The organism is Microvirga tunisiensis, from assembly GCF_009296175.1.
Lineage (GTDB): Bacteria > Pseudomonadota > Alphaproteobacteria > Rhizobiales > Beijerinckiaceae > Microvirga > Microvirga tunisiensis.
Genome location: NZ_VOSK01000204.1, coordinates 1 through 11761, shown reverse-complemented (window position 1 = coordinate 11761; position 11761 = coordinate 1). Strand labels below are relative to the sequence as shown.

The window sequence follows — 11761 nt, the reverse complement described above, 5'->3', positions numbered from 1 at the left end:
CTGGGATGTGTTGCGGTCACCGACCAAGCTCTCCAAGCGATCTCGATCAGCGGCGGGAACCTCAATGCGTTCGATCTTGCCCATCAGAGCAGGATCGCACGTCGGATCGGATTTCGGAATCACTCGTCAGTGACAGAACACTAGCGTGTGTTTGGGCGAGCTCGTGTTTCGGCCCCATTTTGACTGAGGCGGCAGATTGCCGCCCCTCGGAACCTTTCCTTATACGAATGTCAAGCTGACCCATTCTCGCCAAACACACCGGTCAGATACTCCCCTCACGTGAACGAAAAAGACCGCACGCCGCCGTTGTGGCGAAGCGGTGCAGTTCTGGGAGGAATTCTCCGAATGCCAATCGACCTGACAGCGTCTCACGACGCATGCCAGCTACCGGCTTGCTGCCAAAATAACGACGAAGAGGTTCTCAGGTTTCGGCCCGGCCACGCTTTGCAGCGTAGCTCAAGAGCGTGGAACTGGACAGTCCTGCGGAATCTCAGCGCAAGTGTTTGTTGTGCGGCTTCCTTTGCGGTGGCCTTGGGTGTGGTCGCAACCGAGCCCGCTGTGGCAGCCCAGCCCCTTGAAGAGCCTGCCGCCAAGAGTAGTCCGACCACCCGCCAGGCGCTGAGTGCCATTGAGCATCATGCCTCCTTGGTCCGGCCGGCGCCGGTCAAGAGCGTGGCCGGATCCGATCCTTTGGAGAGCATTACTGTTGGCCGCGCCGTGGATCTGACCGATTATGTCGAGTTGCAGAGGCAGATTATTCTCTCGCTTCCCTTGACCGTCCCCCCGGGGTCGGAAGGTGACGAGGATCAGGTTTCGCTTGCGCCCGAAGACTTTGTGGACTTCGGGGAGATGCGCGTGCCGCGTTGGATTGTCAGTACGGTTCTGCGGGCGTCTGAAGTGACTGGTGCCGACCCAGTCTACATGATGGCACTTGCGGACAAGGAGTCGAGCTTCATACCTGCCAACAAGGCCACGACTTCGTCTGCCGAAGGGCTCTTCCAATTCATCACGAGCACCTGGTTCGAAACCGTTCGCTCTTTCGGGCCCAAGCACGGCCTCATTGCGGAGGCGAAGGCAATCGAGATTGTCAATGGAAAACCGGCCGTGCCCGACCAGACCAGACCATGCGCGAGCATATCCTGGGGCTGCGCCGCAACCCTTATATCTCGGCGTTGATGGCTGCGGAAATGATGAATCGTGATAAGGCACAAATCGAGAGCAGGCTCGGACGCAACCTCAGTCAGTCGGAGTTCTATCTCTCCCACTTCTTCGGGGTCGATAGCGCCAGCAAGTTCATTGCCCTCGTGGATGACACGCCAAAGAAGAGTGCACCCGATGCCTTTCCAGCTGCGGCCAAGGCCAACAAATCGCTGTTCTTCGCCAAGAAAGGCAAGAAGACGCAGCAGCTCAGTGTGGCAGAGGTCTACGACAAGATCGACGGCATGATCGATAAGCGCCTCAGCCGGTACTCGACTGTCTCGACCCGTTCAGCCGATGCCTCTTTCTGATCATGAGGTTAGTTGCGTTGCTGACCCGCTTTCAAGACCGACCGGCTCTTAACGATCAGTAAGACTTCTGCGCCACAGTCGCTTCAGGCCAGCTTGAGCATCACCGCGGGAGGCAGTGGTTCGTTAATCTGCTTCGCAGACGATGCATTCTGAAGGGGGCTTAGGAATGGCTGTTGCGACAGCTCTCTCCGAAGAACCGTATCGCCGGGACGGTTCTCCATACACCAGGTCCCCGAAGGCAGGCTGTCTCACCGGAATGCCCGCTGGGCTGCTTACCTTAGTGCTCTTCGCCGCCACGTCAGCGGGCGCGGACGAATTCGATGCGCTCGCAGTCTATAGCCAGGCACAGCCACTGAACGATCGTTGGCAGGCCTGTGCTGCTACTTTTGTGAAGCCTCGGCTGAGATCCCAGCAGCCGCCGGATGTCCTTGCTAAGGAAGCTCTGGATAGTTGTCGACCAGAGCAAGACCGACTGCGTCTCTTCTTTGCCGGCAAGATTGGGGGAAGGTCGGCAGAGAACGTGGTCATCCTCCTGCGTGAGAAATATCAGTCGGACCTAGTTTCAGCGATCAATGAGCTTCGGAACCGCGAGTAGTGCAGTTCTGAGGCCGAGTGGCCATCCTCTTCGGTTCAGCGCTGTACAATCTTATCATGCAGTCCCGGCTACGGACTCTGGTGCGGTTTGGCGCTCAGCCCGTTCTCACCTGTCGCGTTGCCGACAGCTTTGGCCATTAGGTCGGAGATCTGGTTGTGCCCGCGCTGGCCGGAAGCGTGAACACTGAGTTGAAGAGCATTCAAATCGGACCAGGCTTCGAGTGCCGCAACCGAAACGGGGCGGCCGCCGGCAAGCTGTTGGCCCATGCCGAAGGGCTGGCCATCGACATTGCGGGCTTTGAGCTCGCGAACGGACGTTGTCACATCAAGCAGGTAAAGGCCAATTTGGCTGTGAGCCTCGCCTGCCTAAAGCATTGATAATCCACAATCCGGTATTCGCGCGAGGGGCAGCAGAAGCAAATAAACTCGTTGATGTGACAACGCCGCCCTGTTCATCCGGAAGGCGACCGTGATCCGCTTGCTTATAGATTTCGGCTTACCTGATACTTAAGGCCTGTGGTGGGTCAGAATGTAATGTTGAGCGGACCGAATAAATGTCCGCCCACGCCGCTCAAGCGGAAATCCGGATAAGCTCCACCTCGTGCCAGAAGCAGCCCTTTTGCAGATCCGCAATCCCCTTTCAAGAGCATGCGGATATTCTCCGCGCCTGGTTGGTCCAAAGGCAGTGACACAACGGGCCATCACGATCTCGCTGCTGACAACGTCCTATGTGGGGAAGCAGCAGCGGCGCTGAGCCAGCGGATCTCAGTGCGCCGCTCGGCTGAGGCACGAAACGTTCGTCGAGGAGTTGTCCTCAGCAAGAATGGATAGCAATCGCAAGCTGTAAGGGGGGCAATGCCTCCCGGTCCACCCTCGGTGGTTTCGGATTAGGATAATGGCGGCACTGACCGCCAGCACGATGAAGATGGCGAGCCCGATCCATTCGATCAGTTGCTCCACCCTTCCTGCTCCCGGCGGCACCGGTCCCGTGCTTCCGGTCCGTGTAATAAGAAGCCGATCAAGTACAAGCGTCGCCGGCATCTGTGCTCTCTTCGCCTCGTACGCAACGCGCAGTCGGGCGGATCGCGCAATACGCCCTGTCTCTAGCTCGTCCGCTTTTGCAACTCGGCGATCTGGCGAACATATGGTTCCCGGCGCTGGATGTGGTGCTGGCGCCCCGTGTCCACAATCATTGCTCTGAGCTTAGGCTTGGCCGTCACCCGGACCCGGGCCAGCTCGAATTCATACTCGACATCAATGTTGGCCAATGTCGTGGACAAGCTAGAAATGAGTTCAGCAACGCGATTATCGTTCGCAGCCTTGTCCATGGGCTTGTGTCCCTCCCTGACGTGTTACTGAGGCTTGGACAAACCCAAGCGCGCCCGCTCCGGACGAGATCCTCGTTGGGGCGAACCTGTTGCGGATGGGGCTAAGTTTCGGGGGTGCCGTGCACCCGTGCCACCCCCAATAGCCCGCTCTTCCATCGATGTGGCGTCTCACTGCCTCTCTGGGCAGCTCTCTCCCTAAACCGCAGGCGCTGTCGCTGCCTGCCATAAACCTGAGTTAACTTCTGGCCCTGACGGGCACCAGTCGGGGATTCCCTACGGATTGTTCCGCAAGGGCCCAGAAGGCAACGGCCGCACAATCGGCGTGCAGAGCAATTCAGTCAGGCTTGGTGCAGTGAATGACTCCACGGCTTCCTGCACCGCTGGCTGATGTGGAATCAAATCTACGCCTCAGGTGACAGGCACCCAACAAATACATCCCAGCAGGGGCTGGCGCTCAGGCGAAAGCACACTCGAAGGGAGTACGTAAAGATCCGTCGTATTCCTACCCACCCCTCTGCGCTTGTTAATCTGGGTTAATCCCGCCATGTCTTGGGCTAAGAAGCAAGAACAACAACAAGAACAACAAGAGGAAATCATGCCCAATAAATCCCAACAGAACTATCGGATGTACTCTCCGAGCCTTGATGCCATGATGAGAGAGATCCTCCATACTCTCGGCGACATCAACTTTGCCGCTGAGGTTGAACTGGAAAACGTTGACGTGAGCGCTCGCGAGCCGAAGCTGAAAGAGCACATGATGAGCAAGGTCAGAGCCGCTCATCAGGAGAGGCGCCAACCGTATGTGGACCTTCTGGAAACGCTACGCCGACAACAGCACCGCCAGTCACTACCTGCCTAAAGGTATTGATGCTGATCGGCTTGCCTGCGCGAACATTGAAGAGAGGCACTAAAAGCACCATCCAACAGCTTGCGGGAATTGGCAGGGCGATCGTTGGAAGGGACGCAATGGCGAGTGACAAACGAAAACCGTCATCGGCCGTTCACCAGCGTTAGGTGGGATTGCGACCGCAGCCATCCCGCACGAGCCGCCTCTATCAAGCACAGGCGGCCGCGAGCATCATTCATCATTTGAAACCAAAAGGAATAACAATGATTGGGTTGAGTAAAGAACTAGGCTCCCTCATCAGAGCGTGCGAGGCCGCGGCCCAGACGCACATTGACTCTGCGCGGCGGGCCCACACCGAGTTCCAGCGGTCGTTCCATGAGCGGCGCGCCACCGAGGCACTCGAGAGAGCCCTCAAATACCGGCAGGAGCTCCAACATCTCTCCCATCATGAGTGAGCCAGCCAACAGACTGCCACGCACACAGTTGACGGGTAGTGCCAAGCTCCATCGGTCGGACGATTAACGTAGATAAGAAATTTGGGAACGCTACAGGGTGGTCGGCGTGTTGTGTCGCCGATGTCCACGTCAGCAAGGGGAGCTCACGAGAGCACCCTTGCCGTCTCCACGTTTTTGGGAGTTCGTGCCGCTTGAACCTGCGGCTGACGTCAGTTCGCGTAATCCGGTTTCAAGCACCTACACCACCCCTTTTATTGCTAGGGAGAAACGATGTCTGCCACCAGACGATTCAGCCAAACGCCGCCAGACAAGGCGAACGAGCTGTTTGAAAAGCTGCTCGCCACCTCTGATACAGCGGTCAAAACCCGTGAGCGCCTGTTCGTCGATCTCAAGGAGGAACTGGAGCTTCTGGCCTCCCTTCAGGAAGAGCACCTCTTCCCGGTGCTGAGACGGCACGGGATGGGCGATCTCCTGCAGGAGGCCAGCAACGACAATGACCAAACCAGCGCGCTCCTGGCCGAACTCGAGGCCCTGCCGAAGAACAGTGCTGAGTTCCTCGGCAAGGTCGCCGAGTTAAGGCGCATTTTTCAGCAACACATCCGGGACGACCGGAAGGAGCTGCTTCCCGCCGTGCTCAAGGTGCTGAGCGACGAGGAAGCTAACGCCATAGCCGAGACAGTGGAGGATGAAATGGCAAGCATTGACGAGATGAAGCGCGCCGACACGCGACGGGCCCGTGAGCAGGGCGAAGCCGTGCAGCGGGTGACTGAAGATGTCGCCGATACCTTAAGGGCGAGTGTTGAAAGCGCCCAGACCTTGGCCCAGGCCATGCAGGAAGCAGTAGAGAGCAGCTTCGGCGCGTTCTCGGAGCTGACCCGCCGCGCCTCTGGCCAGGGCCTGCAGATCTTCGGCCGCCCCGAGGGGGATACCCTGGGACTAAGCGAAGAAGCGGCGAACAATCTCCGGGCGGCCGCAAAGTCCAGTACCGCTTTAGCACGTGGCGTCCAGGACGTCTCGCGGGAGGTGGTCGACCGCAGCCAGAAGCGCCTGCAGCGCAACCTTGACGGACTGCAGGCCCTCGCCCGCTGCCGCTCGATGACGGACGTCGTCGAGGTGCAAAGTTCGCTGCTGCGCGACAATCTGGAGCAGACGATGGAAAACAGCCGGCGCATCGCCGAGCTCACGATCCAGATGGCCGACGAGGCCGTCCGCTCAGTGACGGTGCAGGCGGAGAGAACCGCCCAGCACCTCAATCGTGCGGCCTGAGCCTCTCGGGTTCCGATAAGAACGCTCCCGGCTTACCGGCCGGGAGCGATGGCCCCTGTGAGGGTCCAGGGCTTAAACTTGAGATTTTCGGAACATCTGCAGGTTCGATCTGCCATCCAGTGCTGGTCTAGCGGTTCTCGGAGAGCCTCTTCGCCGCAGCGGGTTGCAGTTTGTGCCACTCTGGTCATTTGCTGATGCTTGGTGCAATCCAGGTGTCCTCCACTTCCTTCTGCTGAGGCTGGGCGGAGGTCACCCGAGGCCTACACTCCTCACCCAGAGCAGGTTGCTTGCCGTGATGCCCTTGTACTATCTCCACATCCGAAACAGTGACAAGCTTGAGGTAGATCCGGACGGCACAGAGCTGCCCGACCTGGATGCCGCAGTCGTCGAAGCTCTGAAAGTGGCACGGGAGCTCGTGGGCGAAGTGGATGACCTGGGGCGCGATGCGGTTATTGAGATCGCTGATGGATCCGGCGAAACAATCCTCACCGTGCCATTCTCGGATGCAGTGCGAGCGCATTAGAGATGCGGAACGTGCCGTTTCTTATCACATATGTGGTCAGCCTTGCCGATCCTGCGGTTTGGGCTGCAAGCCTGCCGCAACCGCAATCTGCACCAACTCGGGCAGGCTTTGGGCACCCAACCGCTCCATGATGCGGGCCCGGTGCGCCTCAACCGTCCGCGGGCTGAGCCCAAGGTCCCGTGCAATCGTCTTGTTGGTTCCTCCGGCCAGAAGCCCGTCCAGCACTTCCCGCTCGCGCGGCGGCAGTGCCGCAATGAGTGCTCTCACCCGCTCAGTGGCTTGGTCCCGCTCGGCTCGCTCGCGGATGGTCGCCTGAGCCGAGGCGAGCGCATCCAGAAGCTGCTCAGGATGATAGGGCACATCGAGAAAATCGACCGCTCCCGCTTTCATCGCCTGGACCCCAATCGCGACATCCCCTTGGGCTTTGCCGATCACGATCACCGGCAGGCCCGCACGCCGCGTTTTCAGCTCTCTGGGGATGGTCAGCTCGCCCGTCGCGGGATCGCGGATGTCGAGCACCACACAGCCGGGCACCAGCACCGGCGCCACCTCCAGGAAGGCCTGCGCCGCGGCGAACATCTTCACCTCATACCCGGCGCCTTGGAGCAGAAGGCACAGCTCCCGTCGTGAGGTTTCATTGCTGTCGACCACGTAGACTGTCGATCCATCATGCTGGGTGATGTCCTTGGCAATCCCGGCAATCCGCTGAATCTTTTGGTGCTCGTCGAAGATTGGGAACCCGGTGGCGTGGATGTGGCGCATGCTCCCATCCGGCCGAACAATCCGGTACTCTTGGACCACGGTGTCGCCCCGCAGCACCCGATCAGTGGCCTGGAGCGCACGCTCGCGATCCTCTGGGTGGAGGGTTTCGGCCCATTGGTCGCGGTGCTGGAACATCTCCGGAGACCAGCCCCAGACGCGCTCGAAGGCAGGGCTGACGTACTCCATCTGCAACGTCTCGGCATTCATGATCCAGAGCATGTCGGTCGAGTGCTCGGCGAACTGCCGGAAGCGTGCTTCGCTCTCCCGCAGGGCCGTTTCTGCCCGAGCTCTGAGGACGGACGTCCAGGTGCATTCGGCTACCTCCTGCACAAGCGTCGCTTCATCGTCACGCCAGTGACGGGGCTCAGATTGATGAACGAAGAGCGCCGCAACCAGGCGGCCGTCGCGAATGAGCGGTGCGATGATACTGGCCCGCTTGTTGGTACGGAGGAACTCGGCGGCAACCCGCTCCTCTGCGGTGCGAGCATCCATCGATGCGTCGTCGATGCGGAGTGTGTGCCCCGCCCGCAGCTCGCTCTCGATGAGTGACCCGAAGTCGCTCACGCGATACTGGCCGGCAAAGGTGGGAGTTGCGCCTTCGGTCCAGTCGCGCTCGACGGTAAAGGACCCGCCCGTCTCGTGGAACTCGGCATACCCGACGCGGCTGACCTTCAAGTGCCGGCCGAGCATTTCGGCTGCCATGGCCATGACACCACTGGCTTCGGGGATCCCACGTAGTCGGGTGCTCAGATCGACCAGGAACCGGAGCCGCCGCTCACCAAACACCCGCTCGGTGGTTTCATGGATGATGATGAGAATGCCCCCTACATCGCCGCTCTCGGCCATGACGGGGCTGAACGAGGCGTTCCACCATGTCTCCTCAGGATAGCCCTTTCGCTGCACAATCCAAACAGGCACGTCTTGGACATACGTTGCCTCCCCACGACGCGCCTGCGTGACGACCGGCGAGGCAACATTCCAGATTTCGGCCCAAGCCTGCGGCAGTGGCTGCCCAAGCGCCTCCGGTCTGATGCCGCGCAGCGGCAGACAGGCATCATTGTAGAAGGTGATCAGCTCCGGCCCCCACAGCAGATAGGTAGGCATCTTGGATCGAAGCACATTGCTGAGCGTGACGCAGAGTGAGGGCGGCCAAGTCTCGACAGAACCGAGCGGAGAAGCAGACCAGTCATACGCCTGGATGCGAGCACCCATGGTGCCGGTATCGATCAGAAAAGGCATGGTGCTCAAACCGCGGACCTCCTGTCTTCACGGTCGATCACGACAGTCCGATCTTGGCCATTTTGTGCTGCCTTGTATGCCCCAGGAGTATAGGCCCCGTTGCGGGTCACGGGAGACGATGATCGGGCGCGCCGGAAGCGGATCTCGATCCGTGGCATGGTCCATATTCCTACGTCGTATTACGCCGACATGACGGCGCGTGTGCGCCAGTGGCGCAGGGCTTGCCGGCATGGCCGGGCCCACAGCAAGTGATCATTGGACCGGAGAACGCGCTCGGACCCTGTCTGTTTGATCGAGCTTGATATTTTACAACAGGATTTGTGGTATCATGGAGCGGGATCTCGTCCTGCGGTGGGCAGTGACAGCCAGTACCTTGAGGCGCCAGAATGGGCCAGGAGCAACTTGAGGCGGCAAGAAACCTTGGTTTCGAAATCAGGAACCCGCAGCGTTTCGCGCACAACATGGCACGGCTGGGTGAGGAGGCGGGTAAGGCCGCCGCGATCTTTCTGCAGCCCCGTGCGGTCAATTCGGCGCATTTCACTCTGTACGATGATCTCGCTCCGGTCCTCAGAACATTGGTTCAACTCCAACGAGCCTGGGTGCAGCAGCCTCACAGGGTCCTAGAAGCCCAAGTTGCGCTCTGGAACAACAGTTTGGAATTGTGGCATTCCTCGATGCGCCGGTTCATGGGGTTGAAGAACGGGCACGCAAAGCCAATGGCCTTCCCGCTCTCCCCGGACCCCCGGTTTCAGCATCCGGCTTGGTCAGACGACCCCTATTTCGACTTGCTGCGGCAATCCTACCTGATCACCTCGCACTGGGCCGAATCCCTGGTCAATTCGGCTGAAGATCTCGATCCACACACCCGAAGCAAGGCTCGGTTCTACCTGGCGCAGATCATCAATGCGCTTGCGCCATCGAATTGGGTGTTCACGAACCCGGAATTGCTCCACGAGACCTTCGTGTCCGATGGTGAGAACCTGGTGCGGGGCATGCGGCTCCTGGCCGAAGACATCGAGCGCGGGAGCGGTCGCCTCAAAATCCGGCAGACCGACGCAACGAAGTTCGAGGTCGGCCAGAACCTGGCGATCACCCCGGGCAAGGTGATCTACCAGAACGCTGTGATGCAGCTGCTCCAGTACGAAGCCACAACAGAGCAGGTCCTGAAGCGCCCGCTCCTGATCGTGCCACCCTGGATCAACAAGTACTATATCCTCGATCTCAGCCCTGAGAAGGCATTTGTCAAATGGGCGGTGGACCACGGCCAGACGGTGTTCATGATCTCCTGGGTGAACCCGACCAGGGAACTCGCCCACAAGTCCTTTGAGGACTACATGCGCGAGGGTATCCTTGAGGCGTTGGGCGCGGTCGAGCAGGCCACCGGCGAGCGGGCGATCCATGCGCTCGGCTACTGCGTCGGCGGAACCCTGCTGGCCGCCACGCTGGCCTATTTGGCCGCGAGGGGGCACACCCAAGTCAAGAGTGCCACCTTCCTCACCACCCAGGTGGATTTCAGCCAAGCCGGTGATTTAAGGATCTTCATGGACGAAGACCAGGTTGCCGCCATCGAGAGGGACATGGCCCGGCACGGGTATCTCGACGGTCACAAAATGACCACTGCCTTCAATCTGCTGCGCTCCAATGACCTGATCTGGCCCTACGTCGTCGACGTCTACATGAAGGGTCAGACGCCACTGCCTTTGGACCTGCTGTACTGGAACTCGGACTCGACACGCATTCCCGCAGCCAACCACCGCTTCTATCTGCGGCGCTGCTACGTCAACAATGATCTCTCGCAGGGACGCATGAAGATCGACGGCGTCACCCTCGACCTCTCGAAGGTGACGATCCCGATCTACCACTTGGCGGCTCGGGAGGACCATATCGCACCGGCGCGGTCAGTGTTCTCAGGAGCGCAGTTCCTTGGTGGAGCTGTCCGGTTTGTCGTGGCCGGCTCGGGCCACATCGCCGGGGTTGTGAACCCGCCGGCCCGGAACCGGTATCAGTACTGGACCGGCGGACCGCCTGTGGGAGAGCTCGACACCTGGCTCGAAGCCGCGCAGGAGCATCCAGGCTCCTGGTGGCCGGATTGGCAAGGCTGGAGCGAGGCGCAGGACCGGAGGCGGGTCCCGGCGCGGGAGATCGATGGGTGTAAGCTTACTCCCATTGAGGATGCGCCAGGCAGCTATGTCCGGGTAAAAAGCTGAGCTCGAGGGCGCCGGCCGTTGCCACCGATGCGATCAGCTTCGCCGCTCACACGGCCGTCGGCGTTTCGATTACTACGATCCTTCAAGCGCTCAACTCGCATGCCGGTTGGCACCGTCCAAGAGCCGCAAATGGGCGACGCCATAGGGCCGAACGCCCGTGAACAAGCGAAACCACGACCAGAGCAGATCGTAGGGCCAACCCAGGCGCTCCATCACCGGGTAGGTGTCGATCACACGCCAGCGTGGCTCGCCGAGCGAAAGCTCTTCCGGGCATGCCAGACCCCACTTGAACTCGGCTCCGAGCCGACGCAGTGATGGGTTCAGCCATGCTTGGCCGATCATCTGGGAACAGTAGTAGTCGTAGGCGAACTCGGCCGGGCCGTCCCTTTGCACCTCCGCGAGGTCTCCGGCCAATTGAAGCACCTGCGCTCGCTCGAGATACATCAAGAGCCCCTCGGCCACTATGAAAGACGGGCCAGACAGACCTCCGAGGATCGAAGTCCAGCCAGCCTCGGTCACTGAGGCGCTCACGAGGCGTCTGCGTGGGTGGGGTGGGAAGAGGGTATGTCGCAACTCGACGACCTCGGGGAGATCGACATCCACCCACTGAAGCTGGCCGTTATCAAGCCGCTCGAACTGCGTCGACAGGCCAGACCCGAGGCTGAGCACTTGAGCGTCGGGGCAATGGTTGAGAAAGTCGCGTATGAGCTGGTCCAAGACCAGACTGCGTTCGACCAAGCCCCGCAGCATCTCCCGATCGGCTTCGAATGGAGTGAGGTCGCAAGCGAGATGCGTGGCGATTGCTTCTGCCGCTGGATCAGCAAAGCCCTGGTTGGGAAAGAGGCGGCGGGCGAGCGCGCGGGCGGCCAGGGGAATGAGCAGGGTCTGCGCGACGCAGCCCAGACCCGCAATCGAGCGTCCGGTGTTCGGTTGGTCGGTCAATACCGCGCTCGCTCTCTCGATAGCGGTGAGGCCCGTGCCCGAGGAAACCTCGACGCCCCGGCGAACTCCCGCCGGGCATTCGCGCAATCC

At 60.3% G+C, this 11761-nt stretch carries 10 protein-coding genes; 7 read left to right on the top strand and 3 right to left on the bottom strand.

The features are described from left to right. The first annotated feature begins 558 nt into the window (after window positions 1-558). The 3 genes from FS320_RS29705 to FS320_RS29695 all read left to right on the top strand — a co-directional run bounded on the left by FS320_RS29705 (window position 559) and on the right by FS320_RS29695 (window position 2480). On the top strand, window positions 559-1176 hold the full coding sequence (locus FS320_RS29705; protein WP_152715850.1) for a lysozyme family protein: 618 nt from the start codon (window positions 559-561) through the stop codon (window positions 1174-1176). Window positions 1177-1187: 11 nt separating this feature from the next. Then, window positions 1188-1508 carry a hypothetical protein gene (locus FS320_RS29700; RefSeq protein WP_152738532.1) on the top strand — a complete coding sequence of 107 codons (321 nt, stop codon included), beginning with the start codon at window positions 1188-1190 and terminating at the stop codon, window positions 1506-1508. Window positions 1509-2258: 750 nt separating this feature from the next. Continuing rightward, complete coding sequence (locus FS320_RS29695; protein WP_162003324.1) at window positions 2259-2480, top strand: extensin family protein; 222 nt, start codon at window positions 2259-2261, stop codon at window positions 2478-2480. 725 nt (window positions 2481-3205) lie between these two features. On the opposite strand, the gene FS320_RS29690 is transcribed toward FS320_RS29695, so the two are convergent. Further along, a complete protein-coding gene (locus FS320_RS29690) occupies window positions 3206-3430 on the bottom strand; it encodes a hypothetical protein (RefSeq protein WP_152715847.1) in 225 nt (74 codons plus the stop codon). A gap of 544 nt (window positions 3431-3974) precedes the next feature. Here FS320_RS29690 and FS320_RS29685 point away from each other — a divergent pair. The 3 genes from FS320_RS29685 to FS320_RS29675 all read left to right on the top strand — a co-directional run bounded on the left by FS320_RS29685 (window position 3975) and on the right by FS320_RS29675 (window position 6521). Beyond that, window positions 3975-4289 (top strand): hypothetical protein, encoded by a 315-nt coding sequence (locus FS320_RS29685; protein ID WP_152715846.1) that lies wholly within the window; start codon window positions 3975-3977, stop codon window positions 4287-4289. A gap of 713 nt (window positions 4290-5002) precedes the next feature. Next, a complete protein-coding gene (locus tag FS320_RS29680; RefSeq protein WP_152715845.1) occupies window positions 5003-5998 on the top strand; it encodes a phasin family protein in 996 nt (331 codons plus the stop codon). A gap of 295 nt (window positions 5999-6293) precedes the next feature. Continuing rightward, a complete protein-coding gene (locus tag FS320_RS29675) occupies window positions 6294-6521 on the top strand; it encodes a DUF6894 family protein (RefSeq protein WP_152715844.1) in 228 nt (75 codons plus the stop codon). 36 nt (window positions 6522-6557) lie between these two features. On the opposite strand, the gene FS320_RS29670 is transcribed toward FS320_RS29675, so the two are convergent. Further along, a complete protein-coding gene (locus FS320_RS29670) occupies window positions 6558-8522 on the bottom strand; it encodes a PAS domain S-box protein (protein WP_244627474.1) in 1965 nt (654 codons plus the stop codon). A 386-nt stretch (window positions 8523-8908) separates the two neighbouring features. Between FS320_RS29670 and phaC the strand changes: the two genes are divergently transcribed. Further along, window positions 8909-10729 (top strand): class I poly(R)-hydroxyalkanoic acid synthase, encoded by a 1821-nt coding sequence (gene phaC, locus FS320_RS29665; RefSeq protein WP_152715842.1) that lies wholly within the window; start codon window positions 8909-8911, stop codon window positions 10727-10729. A gap of 90 nt (window positions 10730-10819) precedes the next feature. Here the strand turns inward: phaC and FS320_RS29660 are convergent. Then, the coding region (locus FS320_RS29660) for a class I SAM-dependent methyltransferase (protein WP_152715841.1) at window positions 10820-11761 on the bottom strand (942 nt) is incomplete at its 5' end.

Bases quoted from the DNA above. Each gene is read 5' to 3' on its own strand.
- FS320_RS29700 (WP_152738532.1), top strand. From the start codon at position 1,188: ATGATGAATCGTGATAAGGCACAAATCGAGAGCAGGCTCGGACGCAAC.
- FS320_RS29690 (WP_152715847.1), bottom strand. From the start codon at position 3,430: ATGGACAAGGCTGCGAACGATAATCGCGTTGCTGAACTCATTTCTAGC.
- FS320_RS29685 (WP_152715846.1), top strand. From the start codon at position 3,975: ATGTCTTGGGCTAAGAAGCAAGAACAACAACAAGAACAACAAGAGGAA.
- FS320_RS29680 (WP_152715845.1), top strand. From the start codon at position 5,003: ATGTCTGCCACCAGACGATTCAGCCAAACGCCGCCAGACAAGGCGAAC.
- FS320_RS29675 (WP_152715844.1), top strand. From the start codon at position 6,294: ATGCCCTTGTACTATCTCCACATCCGAAACAGTGACAAGCTTGAGGTA.
- FS320_RS29670 (WP_244627474.1), bottom strand. From the start codon at position 8,522: ATGCCTTTTCTGATCGATACCGGCACCATGGGTGCTCGCATCCAGGCG.
- phaC (WP_152715842.1), top strand. From the start codon at position 8,909: ATGGGCCAGGAGCAACTTGAGGCGGCAAGAAACCTTGGTTTCGAAATC.